The organism is Phytomonospora sp. NPDC050363 (assembly GCF_040655735.1).
Lineage (GTDB): Bacteria > Actinomycetota > Actinomycetes > Mycobacteriales > Micromonosporaceae > Phytomonospora.
Genome location: NZ_JBFAKK010000001.1, coordinates 228,715 through 248,379 on the forward strand (window position 1 = coordinate 228,715; position 19,665 = coordinate 248,379).

The 19,665-nt window shown below is 71.8% G+C and carries 19 protein-coding genes; 6 read left to right on the plus strand and 13 right to left on the minus strand.

Translation table 11 applies throughout. The features are described 5' to 3' along the window. Positions 1 to 130: 130 nt before the first annotated feature. The gene (locus AB0I28_RS00965) at positions 131 to 1,090 is read right to left on the minus strand and encodes a beta-eliminating lyase-related protein (protein WP_357489267.1); all 960 of its coding nucleotides are present in this window, start codon (positions 1,088 to 1,090) and stop codon (positions 131 to 133) included. Positions 1,091 to 1,244: 154 nt separating this feature from the next. On the opposite strand from AB0I28_RS00965, the gene AB0I28_RS00970 reads away from it, so the two are divergent. Both AB0I28_RS00970 and AB0I28_RS00975 read left to right on the plus strand, forming a co-directional pair. After that, positions 1,245 to 1,592, plus strand: coding sequence for a YciI family protein (locus AB0I28_RS00970; RefSeq protein WP_357488609.1), 348 nt, complete (start codon positions 1,245 to 1,247; stop codon positions 1,590 to 1,592). 5 nt (positions 1,593 to 1,597) lie between these two features. Next, positions 1,598 to 2,860, plus strand: a complete 1,263-nt coding sequence (locus tag AB0I28_RS00975; protein ID WP_357488610.1) for a DUF6596 domain-containing protein — start codon at positions 1,598 to 1,600, stop codon at positions 2,858 to 2,860. 152 nt (positions 2,861 to 3,012) lie between these two features. Here AB0I28_RS00975 and AB0I28_RS00980 read toward each other — a convergent pair whose 3' ends face one another. From AB0I28_RS00980 to AB0I28_RS01020, 9 genes are all read right to left on the minus strand, one after another. Further along, the gene (locus tag AB0I28_RS00980; protein ID WP_357488611.1) at positions 3,013 to 3,600 is read right to left on the minus strand and encodes a TetR/AcrR family transcriptional regulator; all 588 of its coding nucleotides are present in this window, start codon (positions 3,598 to 3,600) and stop codon (positions 3,013 to 3,015) included. Positions 3,601 to 3,615: 15 nt separating this feature from the next. After that, a complete protein-coding gene (locus AB0I28_RS00985; protein ID WP_357488612.1) occupies positions 3,616 to 4,347 on the minus strand; it encodes an ABC transporter ATP-binding protein in 732 nt (243 codons plus the stop codon). Then, entirely contained in the window at positions 4,344 to 5,468 is a 1,125-nt protein-coding gene (locus AB0I28_RS00990) for an ABC transporter permease (protein ID WP_357488613.1), read from the minus strand. Before AB0I28_RS00990 ends, AB0I28_RS00985 begins: the two co-directional genes overlap by 4 nt. A 377-nt stretch (positions 5,469 to 5,845) precedes the next feature. Continuing rightward, positions 5,846 to 6,838, minus strand: a complete 993-nt coding sequence (locus AB0I28_RS00995; RefSeq protein ID WP_357489269.1) for an NAD(P)-dependent alcohol dehydrogenase — start codon at positions 6,836 to 6,838, stop codon at positions 5,846 to 5,848. A 185-nt stretch (positions 6,839 to 7,023) separates the two neighbouring features. After that, positions 7,024 to 7,719 carry a TetR/AcrR family transcriptional regulator C-terminal domain-containing protein gene (locus AB0I28_RS01000; protein WP_357488614.1) on the minus strand — a complete coding sequence of 232 codons (696 nt, stop codon included), beginning with the start codon at positions 7,717 to 7,719 and terminating at the stop codon, positions 7,024 to 7,026. A 94-nt stretch (positions 7,720 to 7,813) separates the two neighbouring features. Continuing rightward, positions 7,814 to 9,559 (minus strand): ABC transporter ATP-binding protein, encoded by a 1,746-nt coding sequence (locus AB0I28_RS01005; RefSeq protein WP_357488615.1) that lies wholly within the window; start codon positions 9,557 to 9,559, stop codon positions 7,814 to 7,816. Then, positions 9,556 to 12,144: an ATP-binding cassette domain-containing protein gene (locus tag AB0I28_RS01010; RefSeq protein ID WP_357488616.1), complete on the minus strand. Its 2,589-nt coding sequence runs from the start codon at positions 12,142 to 12,144 to the stop codon at positions 9,556 to 9,558. The genes AB0I28_RS01005 and AB0I28_RS01010 overlap by 4 nt, the downstream gene beginning before the upstream one ends. Continuing rightward, positions 12,144 to 12,860: a hypothetical protein gene (locus tag AB0I28_RS01015; RefSeq protein WP_357488617.1), complete on the minus strand. Its 717-nt coding sequence runs from the start codon at positions 12,858 to 12,860 to the stop codon at positions 12,144 to 12,146. The genes AB0I28_RS01010 and AB0I28_RS01015 overlap by 1 nt, the downstream gene beginning before the upstream one ends. 187 nt (positions 12,861 to 13,047) lie before the next feature. Continuing rightward, positions 13,048 to 13,764 carry a TetR/AcrR family transcriptional regulator gene (locus tag AB0I28_RS01020; protein WP_357488618.1) on the minus strand — a complete coding sequence of 239 codons (717 nt, stop codon included), beginning with the start codon at positions 13,762 to 13,764 and terminating at the stop codon, positions 13,048 to 13,050. Positions 13,765 to 13,976: 212 nt separating this feature from the next. Between AB0I28_RS01020 and AB0I28_RS01025 the strand changes: the two genes are divergently transcribed. Then, positions 13,977 to 15,362, plus strand: coding sequence for an MFS transporter (locus tag AB0I28_RS01025; protein ID WP_357488619.1), 1,386 nt, complete (start codon positions 13,977 to 13,979; stop codon positions 15,360 to 15,362). 59 nt (positions 15,363 to 15,421) lie between these two features. Beyond that, the gene (locus tag AB0I28_RS01030; RefSeq protein WP_357488620.1) at positions 15,422 to 16,360 is read left to right on the plus strand and encodes a DUF2332 domain-containing protein; all 939 of its coding nucleotides are present in this window, start codon (positions 15,422 to 15,424) and stop codon (positions 16,358 to 16,360) included. Here the strand turns inward: AB0I28_RS01030 and AB0I28_RS01035 are convergent. Continuing rightward, the gene (locus AB0I28_RS01035) at positions 16,357 to 16,761 is read right to left on the minus strand and encodes an SgcJ/EcaC family oxidoreductase (protein ID WP_357488621.1); all 405 of its coding nucleotides are present in this window, start codon (positions 16,759 to 16,761) and stop codon (positions 16,357 to 16,359) included. The genes AB0I28_RS01030 and AB0I28_RS01035 overlap by 4 nt on opposite strands. Before the next feature lie 89 nt (positions 16,762 to 16,850). Here AB0I28_RS01035 and AB0I28_RS01040 point away from each other — a divergent pair, with 89 nt between their 5' ends. Next, positions 16,851 to 17,522 carry a TetR family transcriptional regulator gene (locus AB0I28_RS01040; protein WP_357488622.1) on the plus strand — a complete coding sequence of 224 codons (672 nt, stop codon included), beginning with the start codon at positions 16,851 to 16,853 and terminating at the stop codon, positions 17,520 to 17,522. A gap of 11 nt (positions 17,523 to 17,533) precedes the next feature. Here the strand turns inward: AB0I28_RS01040 and AB0I28_RS01045 are convergent, their stop codons facing one another. Then, positions 17,534 to 17,821: a DUF1905 domain-containing protein gene (locus AB0I28_RS01045; protein ID WP_357488623.1), complete on the minus strand. Its 288-nt coding sequence runs from the start codon at positions 17,819 to 17,821 to the stop codon at positions 17,534 to 17,536. Positions 17,822 to 17,839: 18 nt separating this feature from the next. Further along, entirely contained in the window at positions 17,840 to 18,262 is a 423-nt protein-coding gene (locus AB0I28_RS01050; protein WP_357488624.1) for a hypothetical protein, read from the minus strand. Between the two features lie 153 nt (positions 18,263 to 18,415). Here AB0I28_RS01050 and AB0I28_RS01055 point away from each other — a divergent pair, with 153 nt between their 5' ends. Then, entirely contained in the window at positions 18,416 to 19,663 is a 1,248-nt protein-coding gene (locus tag AB0I28_RS01055; RefSeq protein ID WP_357488625.1) for a hypothetical protein, read from the plus strand. Positions 19,664 to 19,665 lie beyond the last annotated feature (2 nt).

The window sequence follows — 19,665 nt, forward strand, 5'->3', positions numbered from 1 at the left end:
AGTGTGCCGGAAGCAGAACCACGGTCGAGGTGATGTGGATCACTGAGCCGCCCGAGATGCGCTCGTCCGCAAGAGATCCGGACCGCCCCTCGGGTTCACCCCCTACGCGCCCGGTCAACGAGCTCGCGGATCAGACCGGCGACCTCCTCCGGCGTGAAATCCAGCGTGTGCTCGCCGACGGTGATCTCGAACGCGCTCGCGCGAGGGTCCGTCGAGGAGCGTACTGCGCCGTACAACCGCACGCCGGTGTCGGCCGGGAGCGCTTCGCCGGCCTTCTCGACGGCCGCCTTCGGTGCGGGCAGGTGCACGTGGAACAGGGGTGTCCGGGGAGGGTCGGGGAAGGCGTAGGCGACTCCGTCGGCGTTGACCGCCGCCGCGAGGGCGATCGCGTGGGCCCGGAACTCCGCATCCGGGGCAGGAGGCGGTCGAGGCCCGCGAGTCCGGCGAGCGCGAGCTGCCAGGCGTTGCGGATTTCGCCGCCGAGGCGCTGCCGCCAGACCGAGGCCTGCGCCATCGCGTCCTCCTTGCCGGCCGGCACCGCTCCGCGCACCCCGAGCAGGGACTTGTGGAGGGAGACGCAGACGGTGTCGAAGAGCCCGGCGATTTCATCGAAGGGCCGCTCGTAGAGGGCCTGGGCCTCGAAGACGCGGGCGCCGTCGAGGTGCGCCGCCGCGGCGGCGGCCCGCACGGCGGTGACCTGTTCGCACAGCTCGGCCCACTCGGGCAGGAGGACGCCGAGGTCGTGTCGCGGGAGTTCCCAGACGACGGCGGCGACGGGCTCGCCGATCGCGGCGAGGTCGGCCAGGGTCATCTGCTGGTTGCGGTCGCCGGCGCGTAGCAGCCGCAGGCCGTGGACGGCGCTGTAGCCCTGCTCCTTCCACGCGTCGATGTGGGAGTGGGGGTGGGCGGCGAAGGTGCGGCGGCCGGTGCGCTCGGCGTGCACGCGCAGCGCGGTCTGCTGCGCCATGGTGCCCGAGGGGAAGAAGAGCGCGGCTGGTTCGCCGAGGAGGGCGGCGACGCGGGTATCGCGGGGGAGTGGAGGTGGAGGGACCGTCGGACGGTGGAAGCCCTCACCCGTCGATGCTTCAATTGCAAGTAGCTTGCGATAAGCCCTGTCCGGCTACCGTCCACCCCGGGAGGTGGCGGCGCGAAAGAATCTTGGCGGGGCTGTCCTTTCGGCGGCGGCCCGTTCGTTGTGATGGTGTGCGGCGCCCCTGCCGCCGAGACGACATTGGAGCAGAGTCGTGAAGTACATGCTGATGATCATGGCGAACGCGATCGACGAACAGGGCGGCGCCGCCGGGTGCACCGTTGAGGACTGGATGGCCTATGACAAGGAGGTTCAGGACGCCGGGATCATGGTCTCCGGGGAGTCCCTCGCCGACCTGGTCACCGCGACGACCGTGCGGGTCGCCGCCGACGGCGCCCGCACCGTCACCGACGGCCCCTACGCCGAGACCCGCGAGGTGCTCGGTGGGTTCTACGTCATCGACGTCCCGGATCTCGACGCCGCCCTCGACTGGGCCGCGCGCTGTCCGGGCGCCCGGGACGGTTCCATCGTGGTGCGCCCGATCGCCGACTTCGGAGGCTGAGCGAGGTGGACGAGCGGCCCGGGACTCCGATCGCGTCGGTGGAGGCCGTGTTCCGTGAGGAGCGCGGCCGGCTGCTGGCGGCCCTGGTCCGCCGTTTCGGCGACCTCGACCTCGCCGAGGAGGTCACCTCCGAGGCGATCGAGGCCGCCCTGGCGCGCTGGCCGGTCGACGGGGTCCCGCCCAAGCCCGGCGCGTGGCTGATGACCACCGCGCGGCGCAAGGCCGTCGACCGCCTGCGCCGCGACCAGGTCTTCGCCACCCGGCTGGCGATCCTGCGGGTCGAGGCCGACCGGGCCGACCCGGTGCCGCCCCCGGATCCCGGTGCCGACCTGCCCGACGAGCGCCTCCAGCTGTTCTTCACCTGCGCCCACCCCGCGCTGGCCGCCGAGGACCGCACGGCGCTGACCCTGCGCTGCCTCGCGGGACTGACGACACCGGAGGTCGCCCGGGCGTTCCTGCTGCCGACGGCGACCATGGCCAAGCGCATCACCCGCGCCAAGAAGAAGATCAGCGAGGCACGCATTCCCTTCCGGGTGCCGGGCGCCGACGAGCTGCCCGAACGGCTCCCGGGCGTCCTCCAGGTCGTGTACTCGATCTTCACCGAGGGATACGCGGCCAGCTCCGGGCCGGACCTGCTGCGCCTCGACCTCGCCGAGGAGGCCATCCGGCTCGCGCGGATCCTGCGCCGCCTGCTCCCGCAGCAGCGCGAGGTCGCCGGGCTGCTCGGGCTGATGCTCCTCGTCCACGCCAGGCGCGAGGCCCGCACCGGCCCGGACGGTGAGCTCGTGCTGCTCGAAGAGCAGGACCGCCTCCGCTGGGACGCGCCGATGATCGAGGAGGGCACCGTGCTGGTGACCGTCGCACTGACCGGCGGTCCACCCGGTCCGTACGGTGTGCAGGGCGCGATCGCCGCCGTTCACGCCGAGGCCGCCGACTTCGCCGGCACCGACTGGCCGCAGATCGTCGCGCTCTACGACGTGCTCAACGCCCTCGGCCCGTCTCCCGTGGTGGCCGTCAACCGTGCCGTCGCCGTGGCCATGCGCGACGGTCCGCAGGCCGGTCTCGACCTGCTCGACGAACTCGCCGCCGAGCCGCTGCTGCGCGGCTACCACCCCTACATCGCCGCCCGGGCCGACCTCCTGGAACGGCTCGGCCGCGACTCGCAGGCCGCCGAGGCCTACCGCGAGGCCCTGGACCTGGCCGGTACCGAACCCGAACGCGAGCTGATCCGGCGCAGGCTCGCCGCCATCGAGCGCGGGGGTTCCTGACCGCCGGTACCACCGCCGGCCCCTTGCCAGGGCGCCGCCGATGATCGGTTCGGTGCTCGGGGACTGCCGGCGTGCGGAGCTGCCGGTCGAGGCAAGCGCGCTCAGCGGTCCACATAGCACGCTCCCCTGGCGAAGGCCCCTGGCGGCTGGGGTCACGTACCCGAGCACTGGGCCAGGTACGGCTGGAGCATCTGTGTGACGAGGTCTCGAATGCCGTCCGCCGGAGCTCCGTCTTCGATCATCTGGGATCCGGCGCGCACCATTGCCTGGATCAGCTCGGCCGTGTGCTGCGGCTGCGTTGCTCCTGATCGGGTGAGCGCATCGACGAGCGGCACGCGCAGCTGCTCGTGCAGCGCCTTGCCGGATTCGGCGAGGGAGCCGCCCGGTGCCACCATGGCCAGGCCGCGCATGACGGCGTGCTCGCCTTGGGCGACCAGTTCCAGGTTGGCGTCGGCGTACGCCAGGACCTGCTCGGCTGCGGTCGCGGCATCGCTCATGCGCTGGGCGACGAAGCCCGACCAGCGGGGGAACATGTCGGCGATGACGGCTTCGAGCAGGTCTTCGCGTGATTTGAAGTATTGGTAGACGCTGGAACGGGCCAGGCCTGCCCGCTGTGCGACAGCGGGCAGGCTCGGCGGTTCGGATTCTCCGGAGGCGAGGATGTGGCGGGCGGCGTCGAGCAGGGCGCGGTGCTGCTGCGAGCGGTGCTCGGCGACCGTGGCAGCCTGAATCTTCGGCACGTGCCCTCCCGACGGTTATCGCTTGCTCAGTGCACCGTCCATCATCTCGTAGACGGAGTCGCAGTACTGCAGCACCTCGGTGTCGTGGGTGACCATCACCGTGGCGACCCTGTGTCGGCGGGCTTCGCGTGCGAGCATCTGCACGATGTCGCGACTGCGTGCCTGGTCGAGGGCTGCGGTGGGTTCGTCGACCAGCAGCAGCCGCGGCCCGGTGACCAGGGCGCGGGCTATCCCGACTCGCTGGCGCTCGCCGCCGGAGAGCTGGTGCGGCCGCCGGTCGGCTTTGCCTGCCATGCCGACCTCGGTCAGCAGTTTCATCGGATCACGGTGGACTGCGCCCGGTGACGCGAAACGGCTCGGCAGGCGTAGCTGGTCGAGGGCGGTGAGCGCAGGCAGTAGGTTGCCGGACTGGAAGACGAAGCCCACCAGGTCCCGCCGCAGCGCGGTCCGGGCTCGGCGGGAGGCCTTCGTCATCGGCCGTCCGGCGATGGTCACCGCTCCGGAGTCCGGCACCGCCAGCCCGCCGGCTACCGCCAGGAGGCTGGACTTGCCCGATCCCGACGGGCCGACGATGGCCGCGAACTCGCCTGCGGCCACGGTCAGGTGCACGCTGTCGAGTGCGCGTACGGTGTCGTCACCATCGCCGAGCAGCATGGTCACGTCCCGCATGACGAGACCGTCCTCCTGCGCGGGGTCGTGGTCGCCCCTGACGGTGGTCTTGCGGCTGGTCTCGGGGTGTGCGTTCATCGGTTTCCTCCCAGGGCGGTCGCCGGGTCGACCGCGGCGATGCGGGTGATGGCCACCGCTGCTCCGGTCAGGCCCAGACCCACCAGCAACGCGGTGGCTACCGCGATGGCTTGAACGTCCAGCGCGAACGGAACGCCTTCACCGACGGCGGCGCCGAGTCCCACTCCGGCGCCGACTCCGACGGCGGCGGCGGCCGACAGCAGGACGAGTGCTTGCGCCAGCCCGTCTCGCAGCAGGTAGCCCGTGGGCGCACCGAGCGCTCGCAGCACGGCGAGTTCGTGCTTGCGCTGGATGGTCCAGACGGTGAAGAACGCGCCCGCCACGAGCGCGCAGATCAGGTACAGGAACACCTGGATGAGGGTGAGCGTCGACGTTTCGGCGGTGTAGCCGGGCGAGGCGCCGTACGACTCGGACAGGGTCATGCTCTCCGTGCCCGCAGCGTCGTCGCCTGCGGCGAGATCGACGCCGTCGCCGCGGACCGCGACCGCGGTGATCTCCTGGCGGGCGCGGTCGGGGACGGGCTCGCCCGGCCCGGCGCCCGCGTGGATCGCCTGCCACGTGGCCAGCGGCAGGTACGCCACGTCGACGTGACCGAAGGTGTGCTGGTCGGCCAGCACACCGACGACGGTGAGCCGGGTGCCGAGCCGGTCCACGGTCACGGTGTCACCCAGCCGCAGGCCCGCGTCGGCGGCGGTGCTGCTGACGACGATGCCGTCCGGTGCTGCCAGCGGTGACCCGGTGGCGACCTTCGGCGAGAGGAACGAGCCGGGCTCGACGCCGAACAGCGCGAGGTCGATCTCGACGCCGGAACTGCTACTGGCGTTGATCAGGGTGCTGCCGAACGGAGCCGCCTGGGTGACTCCGGACTGACGGGACCAGCTGTCGACGGTGTCGAGGGTGATGACGCTGCGGGAGAACGCGGAGTCGCTGGCGACTCCGTGGCCGAAGGCGAGCGAGGTGACCGGCAGCTGCTGCAGGCCGGACACGCCGTCGCGGACCAGGCCCTGGGACAGGCCGGAGAGCAGGACCATGAGCACGGCGATGAGAGCGATAACCGCTCCCATCAGCGTGAAACGGGCACGGGCGAAGTGGAGCTCGCGGATGGCTAGGAACACGAGCACCGTCCATACTTTGCTGACATCATGTCGGCATCTTATCGACGCGATGTCGGCAACATGGTCGGGTGGGGTCTTCGGGGTGAGGGCAGGCGGGGCCGCGCAATCCACCGTCGTGTCGTGGCACAGAGGGCTGATGCAGCCCAGACGATCACATGCGGCGACGACCATGACGACAAGACCGCCAGGGCCCTCGTCTGTCACTCAAGCCCACTGGTGAGCGCTCCAACATGTAGACCGCGACGAACCCGTGACGTACCCATCGGTGCCCAGATCGAGAACGTCACCCGCGGGGAGCGGGTGGAGTGTTGGAGGCGATGGCGCGAATCCAGGAGCCGCAGGTGACGCCTCCGGAAGCCACGCCCCTCCCTTGCGGGGGCGGCTCACATGGTGATGACGATGTTGCCCCGGGCTCGGTGGCTGAGCATGTGCGCGACGGCGGCGGGCGTCTCGGCGAGCGGGTAGACCTTGTCGATGACGGCCTTGACCTCGCCGGATTCGAGGAGTGCGGCCAGATCGCCGAGACTCGCGCGGTCGGCCTTGATGGGCACGGACCGCACGTCTGTCGAGCCGAGCCCGAGCAGCTGGGCGCGGGCGATCCTCGGCAGTCCGGCGAGGAGGCGGCCGGCGTCGCCGACGCTGTTCGGGAGGAACCTCCCACCGGGCGTCAGCGCCCGCACGGTCCGGGACGGCGGGTGGTTGAGGACGTTGTCGAGGATGACGTCGAAGCGCCGTCCGCCCCGGGTGAAGTCCTCTTCGGCGTAGTCGATGACGTGGTGGGCGCCGAGCGAACGGACCAGTTCGAGGTTCCGGTGGCCGCACACGCCGGTGACCTCCGCGCCGAGCAGTTCGGCGATCTGGACGGCGAAGGTCCCCACACCTCCGGAGGCGCCGTTGATCAGGACCCGCGCGCCTTCCCCGACCTCGCCGACGTCGCGCATCGCGGCCAGTGCGGTCAGCCCGGACATGACCGAGGCGGCGGCGTCCTCGAAGGACAGGCCGGCCGGCTTGCGCAGCAGCGTGTCGGGGCGAGTGACGGTGTACTCGGCGAAGGCGCCGGCCTTCGGCGTCAGCGAGCCGCTCCACAGTGATCCGAAGACCTGGTCACCCGGACGCAGATCGGTGACGTCGGCCCCGACGGCCTCCACCACTCCCGCGACGTCGGTTCCCCGCACCGCGGTCGCGGGCTTCCGCAGTCCCGACCGCAGGCGCAGGACGTAGGGGATTCCGGTGACCGTGATCCAGTCGGGCGTGTTGACGCTGCTGGCCCGCACCCGGATCAGGACCTCGTCGGCGGCGTATCGCGGGCGTGGCGTCCGCGCGAGCGTGAGCACGCGTTCAGGCGCTCCATAGGCGATCTGCAGCACGGCGTTCATGGTCTCGGCGCGGTCGGTTGCCGGTTCCGGTCTTCCCTCGGACCTGGTCGGCGGACCCATGGCCGCCTCCTCCCTTGTATTGATCTTACGGTGTAAGGCTATAAAATGAACGTTAGCTCTTACGTTGTAAGGCTGTCAAGGGGCAGACGGATCCGACGTAGTGCCCGGGTAGTGGGGAAGGCGGGTCAGCGCCCGGCGCGGAGGCCTTCGAGACCGTCGAGGATCAGGTCGAGACCGAACTCGAACTCGCTCTGACTGTCGCACCAGCCGAGCGTGGAGTCGGGGTCGTCGTGGGCGATCTCCGACAGCATCTCCACCAGGTACGGCAGCTCGGCGGCCAGCCCCGCGAGCGACTCGGGGTCGGCCCGGCCGTCGCCGGGGTCGGGTTCGAACAGCTCCTGCGCGAAGCCGAGTGCGCGGCTGCCCAACGTGTGCAGCGCGCGATGGATCAGGTCGTAGTCGAAGCCCCCACGCCGGAAGGTCCCCGCGATGGTGTTGAAGTACCGCACCACCGGGGCGCTGGTCGCGGTGCGCGACACGAAGACCTGCGGCGCCCACGGGTGGCGGAGCAGGACCCGCCGGGCGGCGAGGATCGTCATGCGCATGGCTGTCCGCCAGTCGTCCTCGGCGGCGGGCAGGTCGAGCGCCCGCACCGTCTCGCCCACCTCGTCCATGACGATCTCCACGACGCCGTCGAGGAGCGACTCCTTGTTGGCCACGTGGTGGTAGAGCGACATCGCCTCCACACCGAGCACCTCGGCCAGCCGCCGCATCGTGAGCGACTCGATGCCGACGGCGTCGGCCAGCGCGACGGCCGCGCGCAACACCCGCTCCCTGCTCAGCGAGACGGGCTCGGCACCCGGTGCGATCCGTTTCGCCACTGCGCCCACTCCTTCGCCCCGACCTGTCCGTACAAGGTAAGTCTGGACGAGGCCGCCGCCGGCCCGAACACCAGCTCGGGCCGGCGGCCGTCGGTCACACCGATCCGGCCGTGCCGGCCAGCAGCTGCCAGCCCGCCGCGTCGTGGCGCTGCCGCCAATACTCGGCGAAGCGCCCGCCGGCGGCGATGAGCTCCCGCGGCGACCCGATCTCGCGCACCCGCCCACCGTCGATGAAGACGACCTGGTCGGCGCCGATGATCGTGTCGAGCCGATGGGCGACGATCACGGTCGCCCGCGTCGGCGAGGAGTCGCCGAGCGCGGCGACGATCCCACGCTCGTTGCCGGTGTCCAGCGCGCTGGTGGCCTCATCGAGGAGGAGCAGGGGCGCGTCCTTGAGGAGCGCGCGGGCGATGGCCACGCGCTGGCGCTCGCCGCCGGAGAGAGTCGCCCCGCTCTCGCCGACCCGGGTGTCCCAGCCGAGCGGGAGGCGTTCGAGGGTCTCGTCGAGACCGGCCTTCGAAGCGGCCTCGGCGAGGTCGTCACGGTCGGCGCGGCGCCTGCCGAGCAGGACGTTTGCGTGCAGCGTGCCGTCGAAGAGGTAGACGTTCTGGTGGACGACGGCGTAGACCTCGGCGAGGTCGGCGGGGGAGTAGGCGCGGATGTCGCGCCCGCCGATCCGGATGGCCCCGCCGGTGGTGTCGTGCAGGCGGGCGGCGAGCGCGAGGACCGTGCTCTTGCCGGAGCCGGAGGGCCCGACGACGGCGGTGGTGGTCCCGGCCGGAACGCTGAAGGACACTCCGGTGAGGGCGAACCCGTCGCCGGCGGCGTAGGAGAAGTCGACACGGTCGAACTCCAGCACCGGTCCGGGTTCGGGAGCCGCCGGGTCCTCGGCGACGGGAAGGCCGGGCGCGTCGAGGATCGCGCCGACCCTGGCGAGGGTGCCCTTCAGATTCTGGATCGCCGGGGAGAGATCCCCGAGCGTCGTGAACGGTTCCAGGAAGCGGACCGAGACGATGATGAGGGCGACGAGCGCGGGGGCGGTGACCGTGTCCGCCAGGTACAGCGACACCGAGGTCGCGGCCAGAGCGAGCAGTGCGAGCTGGGTGACGACGCCGAACACGAGGTTCCCGGGGACGCCGAACGCGAGGAGCCGCAGGGCGGCGCGGCGCTGGCGGGCGAGGGCGCCGCCGAGGGCCGAACCGTGGGCGCCGGCGCGTCCGGCCGCGCGCAGGGCCGCCTGGTGCTGGGCGAGTTCGACGATGCGCGCGCCGACGTCGTCGGACGCCTGCGCGTAGGCCTCGTCGGAACCGCGCAGAAGCCTGCCGCCGACGGCCATCGCGGCGAACAGCAGCGGCACCGAGGCGATGGCCGCGACTCCCAGGGGCCAGGCGACGGCGAGCAGGCCGACGCCGACCAGCAGCGGGGTCAGCATCGCGTTGACGGTGGGGGTGACCAGGTAGCCGACCCCCTGGCAGAGTTCCTGCCCGGCGGAGGTCAGGGCGCGCTGGGCGTCGCCTCGGCGGCGGGCGTCGAGCCAGCCGAGCGGGACGTGTTCGAGGCGGTCGAGGACACGGGACTCCACGACTCGCAGGATCGTGAAGCCGATGTCGAACCCGACGCGGTACAGGCGGTGGTCGACGAACCAGCCGAGGGCGACCAGCGCGGTGAGCAGGACGGTCCAGGGGACGGCGCCGGACGGGCTGTCGGAGAACAGCTTCGACAGCAGCGGGATCAGGGCGAGGACGGCCCCGGCCCGCACGAAGGCGCTGAGGCACAGCAGCACGCCGTACCGGGCGGTCTTCGCGCGGTCGTCGGTGAGGGCGATGAGTCGGCGGATCACGCTGGTGTCTCCAGTGCGGTCGATGTCGAGGGGGCGGTCTGCCAGAGTTCGCGGTAGAGGCCCGCGCGGGCGAGGAGTTCGGTGTGCGTGCCCTGCTCACGGACGCGGCCGTTGTCCAGGACGACGATGTTGTCGGCGTCGGTGATGGTGTGCAGTCGGTGGGCGATGACCAGGACGGTGCGCCCGGCGACGAGGCGGGTGAGGGCTTCCTGCACGTGGTACTCCGACTCGGGGTCGGCGAAGGCGGTGGCCTCGTCGAGGACGATGACCTGCGGGCCGGCCAGCAGCGCGCGGGCGATCTGGAGGCGCTGGGCCTCGCCGCCAGACAGGCTCAGCCCGTCGCCGAGGACGGTGTCGTAACCCTTCGGGAGGCGCACGATGCGCTCGTGGAGCCGTGCGGCTCGGGCCGCCTCTTCGACGGCCGCGCGCGACGCGCCGGGTACGGCGAGCGCGATGTTGTCGGCGACCGTCCCGGCGATGACCGAGGCCTGCTGGAACACGAAGCCGACGGTTCGGTAGAGCTCGGCGGTGGACAGGGCGGTGATGTCGACGCCGTCAATGGTGATCGAACCGGCGGTGACGTCGTGGAAGCGGGCGAGCAGCGCCGCGAGGGTCGACTTCCCGGCGCCGGACGGCCCGACGAGGGCGGTGACGGTGCCGGGCCGCAGCTCCAGGTCGACCGCGTCGATCGCGAGGTGGTGCGGCTTGTAGCCGAAGGAGACCCGTTCGAAGCGGACCGCGCGGGCCGTGGCGGCCGGGAGCGTGCCGGGTGGCTCGGCGGAGGCGAGTTCGGCCTCGATGAGGACCAGCCCGATCCGCTGCGCGGCGTGGGTCGCGTCGCGGACGCTGGACAGGCCGTATCCGATGGCGAGCATCTGCCCGCTGAAGGTGACGCCGAGCAGCAGGAAGGGGATGAGTTCGGCGGCGGTCATCCCGCCGCCGAGGACGAGGGCGGTACCGGCCGCGGTGATCATCATCAGCGAGGTCGCCGGGCGGGTGACCAGGTCGATGATCGCCTTGCGGCCGACGAAGGGCCGCTGCCAGCCCTCCAGGAAGGTCGCGTGGTCGCGCAGTGTCGCCCGGAAGACGCCTTCGGGGCCGGTGTCGAACGCACGGACGACCGGCAGGCCGTCGAGGTAGGCGATCGACTCCGAGGCCACCCGGCCCTTCCACTCCACCGACTTCGGGATGGCCGCGGTCGAATGGGCGACCATCCGGGCGGTGAGGATCCCGAAGACGAGCAGCGGGATGAGCAGCAGCGCGGCGAGGCGGGCGTCGACGGTGAAGAGGTAGACGAGGACCGCCAGTGGCGTCACGACCGCCGCCACCACGTCGAGGACCGCGTGGGTGACGAGGTAGTGGAGACCGGCGGCGTCGTCCTGCACGGCCTGCTTCACACGCCCCGAGGAGCGGTCGGTGAACCACCCGAGCGGAAGGCGCGGCAGCTTCTCGACGACCGCGACCCGCAGTTCGTGCCCGAAGCGGGCGTCGACGACGTGCATGGCCACGACGAGACCGAGCGCGAGGCCCGTGCCCACGCCGAACAGGGCGAGGGTGAGCACGCCCAGGTCGACCAGCGAGTCGCGGGTCGCCGAACCGCTCAAGACCCGGCGGCACAGTTCGGCCAGTACGACGAAGGGCGCGAGTCGCAGCAGTGAGACCAGGCCCGAAACGACACCGGCGGCGATGAAGCGGCCTTTCAGCGGGGCCAGCAGGGACAGCCCGGCTCGCGAGCGCCACCCCCGCCGGACCTTCGGAGCATCCTGCCCGGGACCGCCGGGCGCCGGTGCGGGCGGCACCGGCTCAGCCGCGCGCTGCGCGGGGATCACCGGTTCGGCCGCCTCCTCGCGGTTCTTCCCCATCGCGCGGCCCTGGATCCAGTAGGCCTGGGCGTGCACGTCGCCGCGTGGGAAACCGAACTCCCTCAGCCGCTCCCGGACCCGCCGGGTCGCGCCGGACTCGGCGGTGACCCACGCGTACCAGTTCGACCAGTCCCGCTCGCTGATCGCGCCGGCCAGAACGGACGGGTCGCCCGTGCGCGGAACCCACGTGACGGTGAGCCGAGGATGGTCGGCGAGCGGGAGCGCGAGGTCGTCGTCGTGCAGGTGCTCCAGGATCAACTCGACCGGCACATCGCGCGGCAGGACGTCGACGACGCCGTTGATGGCCGCGACCGAGGACGGGTCGCCGAGCAGCACGAACCCGTCCGGCACCGGGTCGGGCACCGCGAACTTCGTCGCCCCGTAACGCGACGCGGCGATCTGGTCGCCCACTTCCACCCCGCGGGCCCACACCGACGCCGGCCCGCCGTTGTCGTGCAGCGCGAACTCCAGCGAGATCCGGCCGGTCTCGGCGTCCGGCGCCACGACGGTGTACCCGCGCTGGTGCTCCCTGCCGGGACGGACCGGGTCGGGAACCCACAGCCGCAGGTAGGCGGCCGGCTCGAAGGGCTGGTCGAACAAGGTGGGCGCGTGGAAGGTGATCCGGCGATAGTGGGCGGTCACGTCCTCGACGGCGACGACCGTCAGGACGTGCTCGCCGGCGCCGAGCACCTTGAGCACGGCACCGAAATATCCGCGGGCCATCAGTTCTCGGTCTCCTTCGGCATGGCGTTGCGGGTGGCGGCGAGGAGCTCGCCGAGCGGTCGGCCCGGCGGCAGCAGGTCGACCAGGCCGCGCACGGCGCCGGTCATCGTGATGAGGAAGTACTCGTCGGGGCCGACGGCCGGGATCCCCGCGTGAGCGGCGGCGAGCAGGGGGTCGTCGAGGATCGCCGCGATGGTGTTGGCGGTCTCCTCCTCGGGGTCGGCGAACTCGGCGGCCCGGGCCAGACGCGCGTCCTCGGCGGACAGCAGTCCGAGCGCCAGGGAGGCGACGGCGCCGCAGAGCCCGGCGGCGGCGTTGGGCTCGTAGCCGCGGGCGGTGAGCGCGGCGACCTCGGCGGCCATGAGCCGCGCCCCGGAGGCCCCACGCGGGAAGCTGTGCTGGAAGTACGCCGCGCTGCCGGGATTGGCGAGAGTGAACGCCCGCATCTTCATCGTGAAGTCGACGAGGTGCTCGGCGCTCGACATCGCCGGGTCGTCGACGAGTTCGAGACCGGCCAGGACGGCCTCGCCGATGAGCCGTTCGAGGGCCACGCGCCCGGGCACCAGCCGGTAGACCGCCGTCGGCGACACACCCAGGATCGAGGCGACCGCCTGGACGCTGAGTCCGGGCAGGCCCACGCGCAGGCCGGCGCTGACGATGTCATCGAGGTCGAACTGCGCTCGCCTGCCTCCGACGCGTTCGCGTTGTTCGGGCACCCGTCCTCCGAAGTCGGTAAGGCATACCTTAGTTAGGGTGCATAAGTTAGCACCCGGCGAAGGGGAGCGCCAGTGGGAGAAGACGGCCGAGACCGGGCCGAGACCTCAGGGTGCGGTGTGCGAACGCCGGGTTCGGTGGGAGCGGCGAGCGGGCGGTGCGGCTGGCGCCCGGGCGAGCCGGCGACCGTCAGCCGGTCAGGCCGTAGGAGGCGACCAGGTCGCGGAGTTCGGCCTCATAGAGCTTGGCCGGGTCGTGCGACTGCGTGCGCAGGTGTCCGTAGACCTCCAGCGAAACCAGTCCGTGCATGCGACCCCAGAGTCGCAGCGCCAGGGCGACCGCGGCGGGCGGCAGGTCGGGGAACTCCGTGCGCGCGTCGGCGGCCAGGGACGGCGTGAAGTCGGCCCAGTCGGCGTCGCTGTGCGTCTGGCCCGCGGCGGCCGTGGGCCACGCGTCGGCGACGAGGCCGGTCAAACCGGCGCACGCTCGGTGCTCGGCCTCGGGAGCCCGGCCGCCCTCCGGTGCGATGTAGCCGGGGACGGGATCGCCGTAGATCAGCCGGAAGCCCTCGGGGTTCGCCAGTGCCCAGGTCCGCAGCGCCCTTCCCCAGGCGATGATCCGCCCGCCGGGATCGCTCCGAGTGTCCCGTGCGGCCTCGACGGCGTCGACGAGGGAGGTGTAGACGTCGGTGATCAGCGTGGTCACCAGGTCGTCGCGGGTGGGGTAGTAGCCGTAGATGGCCCCGGCCGTCATGCCCATCTCGCGGGCGATGGCCCGCAGCGAGATCGCGCTCGGCCCGCCCTCGGCCATCAGGCGCAGGGCGATCGCCTTGATCTCGGCGGAGGTCTCGGCGCGCAGACGTTCGCGGCGGCTCTGAGCCGGGGGGTCCTGCTTGGCGGCGTCCACCCGTTCACTTTACAGCGATCAATGAGTACACTCCACGGCGTGACTGAACACCGTGTAGTAAATGACTGGCATGTAGAAAATCAACGGCGTGTTATCCGGGTTCCGGAACCTCGCCCGAGCCGAGAGGTCGGGCGCTCGCCCATCGAAGGCATGTGCGTGGGGGACTCGAAATTCCGGGCCTTTGGTCTCGCGGGCTTCCGGGAGGCGGTCCGATGAGGTCTGCCGGGCGGCTGGCGCTCCTGGCGTTCGCGCAGCTCATCATCGCTCTCGACTTCAACATCGTGTACGTGGCGCTGCCCGACATCGGCGCCGAGGTGGGCTTCACCGACGGCTCGCTGCAGTGGGTCGTCAGCGCCTACGTGGTTCCCTTCGGCGGCTTCCTCCTCCTCGGCGGCCGAGCCGTCGACCGCTTCGGCGCCGGCCGGATCTTCGTCGCAGGGCTCGCGCTCTACGGTCTCGCCTCGCTCGCCGGGGGCCTGGTCGCCGAACCATGGGCGCTCCTGTCCGCACGTGCCGTCCAGGGACTCGGCGGCGCGCTGCTCACCCCGGCCACGCTCGCTTTGATCGGCCTCGGCTTCCCCGAAGGCGCGGCACGCAACCGCGCCTTCGCCGTCTGGGGCATGGCGGGCAGTGCGGGACTGGCCGCCGGATCGGTCGCCGGCGGTCTGCTCACCGAGTTCCTCGGCTGGCAGTGGGTCTTCTTCGTCAACGTGCCGCTCGTCGTGGCCGCGATCGTCGTCGCGCCGAAGCTGCTCCCGAAGTCCGAGCCCGCGCGCGGCGGCGGGTTCGACGTACCCGGCGCGCTGGTCATCACGGCAGGGGCGGCGCTCGTCGTCCTCGGGCTGGCCGGCGGCCCGGAGTCGGGCTGGATCTCGCCGGAGGGACTCGGCGCGATCGGTGCCGGAGTCGTGCTCATCGCGCTCTTCGTGCTCATCGAGGCCCGGTCGGCCAACCCCCTGGTCCCGCTGCGGACCTTCGCCCACCGAAGTCTCAGTGTCTCCATGGGAGTCATCGCCGTCTTCCAGGCCTCGCTGATGGGCATGACCTACCTGCTGACGATCTACCTCCAGCCCGTCATGGGGCTCGACGCGCTGCAGGCGGGCCTGGCCTTCCTCCCGCAGACCCTTGTTACCGTCATCGGCGCCGGGAGACTGGCACCCGCCCTCATGGCCCGCTTCGGTATCCGCGGCACGCTGATCTGGCTGCTCGTGCTCACCGGCGCCGGCCTGGCGCTGGTCACGGCGGGCATGTCGGCCGGCGGCCCCTACTGGGCGCTGCTGCCGGGCTTCGCCCTGTGGGGCCTGGCCGGCGGTGCCTGCTTCGTCGTCATGTTCGCCTCGGCGGCTACCGGTGTCGCCCCGCAACAGCAGGGGGTCGCCTCCGGTCTGGCGACGACGTCGCAGCAGATCGGCGGCGCGGCCGGGCTCGCCGTCATCGTCGCCATCGCCGGTCAGACGGGCGTCGCCGGACTGCGCACGGCCGGCTGGGTCGCCGCGGCGGCGACCGCCGCGGCCGCTCTCATCGCCCTGCTGCTGGTCCGCCGCACGATCCCGCCGAACCGTGAGGAGGCCCGCGACGAGACCGTCCTGACCGCCTGAGATCCCTCGCGGGACGCGGACTCCGCGTCCCGCGAGGGCCGGCTGCCATCATGTCGCCCATGACCACCGCCGAGCTGTACGCCGAGTTCGCCGTCCGTGAGGCCCGCGGGATCTCGCCGACCTACGCGGCACTCGCCCACGCCGTCTCCGAAGACTCCCACCTGCTCGCGTTCCTGGCCGCGCTGCCCGAGGCGAAACGGCAGCCGAATCTGCTGTTCGGCGTCGTCCGCTTCCTCGGCGGCCCGGTCGAGGACCCGGCCGCCTTCGGCGAGTTCGTCGCGGCCAACGCCGGCGCCGTCGCCGCGCAGATGCGCGTCCGGGCGACCCAGACGAACGAGGCCGGGCGCTGCGCGGCCCTGCTCCCGGTGCTCGCCGGGCTGCCGCAGCCCTTGGCGCTGCTGGAAGTGGGCGCGTCCGCGGGTCTGTGCCTCTACCCCGACCGGTACTCCTACCGATACGGCGACCTTGCGCTCGGGACGGGCGGTCCGGTCCTCGACTGCGCGGCCACCGGCTTCACCCCGCCGGCGGCGCTTCCGCAGGTCGTATGGCGCGCCGGTCTGGACCTCAATCCCCTGGACGTCACCGATCCCGACGACGTCGCCTGGCTCGACGCGCTCATCTGGCCCGAGCACGCCCACCGCCGTGACCGGTTGCGGGCCGCCGCCGCCGTCGCGGCGGCCGACCCGCCCCGGCTGATCCGGGGCGATCTCGTCGAGGACCTGCCCGGTCTCGCCGCACTCGCGCCGGCCGGCGCGACCCTCGTCGTGTTCCACACTTCGGTGCTCTACCAGGTGCCGATGCCGCACCGGCGGGCCTTCGTGTCGCTGGTCGGCGATCTGCCCGGCCACTGGATCTCCAACGAGAGTCCGGAGACACTTCCCCGTGTAGACCTGCCGGAGCCGCCCGGAGGCAACCTGTACAACCTCCTCGCCCTTGACGGCCGGCCGCTGGCCTGGACCCGTTCGCACGGTCAGGAGATGGTCTGGCTCGCCGCTTAGAAGGTCCCGTGCGGCGTGGTCTGCGAAAGCGCGATCCGCCAGGCCCCGTCGTCGAGGGTCAGCACGAGGGTGAGGCTGCCGGTCCGGGACGAGTCCGGCTGCGCGGCCGTTTCGTCACGTCCGTCGTGGACGGTCTTGGTGAGGCTCACGACCGCCACGTCGGGCCGCGCGAAGCGGATGTCCTCGATCTCCAAGCTCGTCCTGATCTTCGCCAGCGGACTGGCCATCGCGGCGACCATGGCCTCCCCGAGGCTGTCGCGGCCGAGCACCCGGCGGCCGACCAAGTTGACGATGGCCGTGCCGGGCGTGTGCATGGCCAGGAAGGGCTCCGGGTCGTTCTGCAGCCGCTCGTACTCGGCGACGGCGCTGCGGATGGTCTCGATCTTCTCGTGCTCGCTCATCTCGTGCTCCCAAGATATCGGAGTGTTTCGCTCCGTTTGAAATCTAGTGCGGAGCGTTTCGCTCCGCAAGGGGCATTACTATGAGCTGGATGACACCTCCAGCCCGACGAGCGCCACGGCAGGCCGAGGCCGAGCGCAACGACCGCGCCCTCCTCCGGGCCGCTAAGGAGGTGCTGGCCGTCGACGGCGCGCACGCTTCGGTCGCCGCGATCGCCGCCCGCGCCAAGGTCGGCATCGGCAGCCTCTACCGGCGCTACCGGACCAAGGAGGACCTTTTCCGGCATCTCCTGTCGGTCACGCTCGACCAGTACCTGGAGGCCGCCGAGGCGGGTCTGGCGATCGAGGATCCATGGGAGGGCCTGGCGCATTACGTCCACGCGGTCCTCGACTTCGGCCCGGGTTCACTGGCGCCCATCGCCGGGACCATCGCGCTCTCTCCCGAGATCGAGGAGAAGAACCGCAAGGGGGACGAGGCCGTCGCCGCGCTCGTCGACCGGGCGCACGCGGCCGGTGTGCTGCGCGCCGACGCGTCCCTCATCGACGTGGAGCTGCTCATCGAGCAGCTCGGCAAGTCACCCCTGCTCGACCAGCTGGGCGCCCAGGGCAGGACGGAGCTGCTCGGCGCCGCCGCGAACGCCCGCGCTCGTCTCACCGCCATCGCGCTGGACGGCCTGCGCGCCCAGGGCAACCCGCCGCTGCCCGGCGAGGCCCCCGGCTACGAACTGTTCTCGGCGCGCTGGGAGCGGCCGGAGGACGACTGAGACGGCCGTCCTCAGAGGTCCACGACGAGCCGGACGTCCACCGTGTCGCCGATCTCCAGCCCCTCGGCCTTCCGGACGGCCGCCTTGACCGGCACGATGTAGCGCCCGTCCTTCGGCCACAGCGACGTCGTCCACGTCGAGCCGCCGATCCGGACGCCGACCGGGATCATGCCCCAGCCGTAGCTCACCGCCGTCGAGGCGGCCTCCAGCGCCTGACAGTCGGCCTCGGGAACGGTGAGGAAGTGCCACGGAGCGGGCCCTCGCCAAAACCACAGCTCCCCGCTGAACTCGACATCCATCGGGCAAGGATAGGAGCCTCACACCCCGAAGATCCGCGACGCCCGCGCCGGGTCGGCGAGGACGTTGTGCACGTACAGCCCGAAGTCGAAGTCCTCGTCCTCGACGAAGGGCGTGAGGTCGAAGGGGATCCGCCCGGTCGGCATGTACCGGATGCCGGGTCCCCCGTCGACCGACAGGGTCGCCAGCCCGAGGCGCTTCGACCAGCGCACCGTTTCGGCGGTCGCCGGCCAGGGCCGCCCGGCGAGCCAGAGGACCAGACCGCCGCCCTCGCGGTAGAGCAGGGTCAGCCGGCCGATCTTCCTGGTGTACAGCCCGTCGAAGGCGACGCCGGCCCGGTCGCGCTCGGTGGCCGTGGCGTAGGAGGTCACGCCGCGCAGCTCGCCGGTGCGCGGGTCGAACTCGGCCGTCTCACCCCAGGTGTCGTGCGACTGGACGATCATGCGGCTCCTCGGGGGTGCGCGGGCGCGGGGATCGGTGACTTCGCCTGCACCATCGCCGCGAAGCGTTCATCCGCAACAGCTTGCGTCTCGCGGCCGCGCCCTAGAGAATGCTTCTAGAGCGATGTTCTAGACGGCCGATCCCGTGGGGGAACGATGTCCTTTCTCGTCGGAGTCGTGCGCACCCCCGTCGTGCGCCGCCGAGTCCTGTTCACCTTGCTCGCCGTGGCGGTGCTCAGGCTCGGCCAGAACCTGCCGCTGCCCGGCGTCGACTCCTCCCGGCTCGCCGCGGACCCCACAGGGACTCCGGTTCCGCGTCTCCTCGACCTGCTCAGCGGCGGGGGAGTGACGGAGTTCGCCGTGTTCTCCACCGGAGTCTGGCCGTACGCGCTGGCCGGCGTCCTGCTGGGCCGGATCGCGCCGTGGAGCGCGAGACTGCGCTCGCTGCGGGAAGCGGGAGCGGCGGGCGCCGCGAGGATGCGCAGGTACCACCGGCTGGTCACGATCGCGCTGGGCCTCGTCCAAGGCGTGGTCATCGTGGCGGTGGGCGACTCACGAGAGGTCTTCGGCGAGCGAGGTCTCGGATACCTCGCCCTCATGGCGCTGATCCTGGCCGCGGGCACGGTCGCGGTCATGCTCCTGGCCGACCTGGTGAACGTCCGGGGCGTCGGCCTCGGCCGGCGATGGCTGCTGGCGGTCCCGATCCTGGCGGGTCTGACCGGATGGTTCGGCGACGTCCTCGCCGACCGGGGCGTCATCGTCCTCATCGCAGCGGTGCTGGTGGTCGTGGCGACGGTCGCGGGCAGGGTCGTCCTGCACCAGAGTGTGCGGCGTGTGCCGATCCAGTTCCGCAGGGGGCAGTTCACGCGCGTGTCGCAGGGCGGTGCCGCCGACCACGTTCCGATCTCGCCGGCGCCGAGGGTCGACACGGGCGTGCTGGGCGTGTCGCTGGTGCTCTTCCTGCCGGTCGTCGCCGCAGGGCTGTGGCCCGACGTGAAGTGGCTCGGGACGCCGCCGCTGTCCGACGAGGGGCACCCGGTTCACCTCGCGGTCTTCTTCCTTCTGGTCGCCGCCCACGCCTACCTGTCCACGCTGTCCGCCTTGGACGTCGGGAACCTCGCGCGCAGGCTGGAGCGCTCCGGCGCCTTCGTGCCCGGCATTCGGCCGGGACGGCCGACCGCCGAGTACCTCGGGTACGTCGTGGTCCGGATCGCGGCGGCCGGCGCGCTGTCGGCCGCAGCCGTCGCGGTACTGCCGGTCGTCGGGTTCACGCTCCTGGGCGCCGGACCCGACCTGTGGTTCGTCGCGCCGATCGTGTTCTTCCTCGTGGGGCTGACCATGGGCACGGCCAAGGACATGCAGACCGCGGTCCTCATCCGGCGCTACGGGGGCATGCTGCGCTGAAC

Excerpts from the sequence above, each read along its gene's own strand:
- AB0I28_RS01010 (WP_357488616.1), bottom strand. The coding sequence starts at position 12,144 with ATGGCCCGCGGATATTTCGGTGCCGTGCTCAAGGTGCTCGGCGCCGGC.
- AB0I28_RS01025 (WP_357488619.1), top strand. The coding sequence starts at position 13,977 with ATGAGGTCTGCCGGGCGGCTGGCGCTCCTGGCGTTCGCGCAGCTCATC.
- AB0I28_RS01055 (WP_357488625.1), top strand. The coding sequence starts at position 18,416 with ATGTCCTTTCTCGTCGGAGTCGTGCGCACCCCCGTCGTGCGCCGCCGA.
- AB0I28_RS01035 (WP_357488621.1), bottom strand. The coding sequence starts at position 16,761 with ATGAGCGAGCACGAGAAGATCGAGACCATCCGCAGCGCCGTCGCCGAG.
- AB0I28_RS01045 (WP_357488623.1), bottom strand. The coding sequence starts at position 17,821 with ATGGATGTCGAGTTCAGCGGGGAGCTGTGGTTTTGGCGAGGGCCCGCT.
- AB0I28_RS00995 (WP_357489269.1), bottom strand. The coding sequence starts at position 6,838 with ATGAACGCCGTGCTGCAGATCGCCTATGGAGCGCCTGAACGCGTGCTC.
- AB0I28_RS01040 (WP_357488622.1), top strand. The coding sequence starts at position 16,851 with ATGACACCTCCAGCCCGACGAGCGCCACGGCAGGCCGAGGCCGAGCGC.
- AB0I28_RS01050 (WP_357488624.1), bottom strand. The coding sequence starts at position 18,262 with ATGATCGTCCAGTCGCACGACACCTGGGGTGAGACGGCCGAGTTCGAC.
- AB0I28_RS01030 (WP_357488620.1), top strand. The coding sequence starts at position 15,422 with ATGACCACCGCCGAGCTGTACGCCGAGTTCGCCGTCCGTGAGGCCCGC.
- AB0I28_RS00985 (WP_357488612.1), bottom strand. The coding sequence starts at position 4,347 with ATGAACGCACACCCCGAGACCAGCCGCAAGACCACCGTCAGGGGCGAC.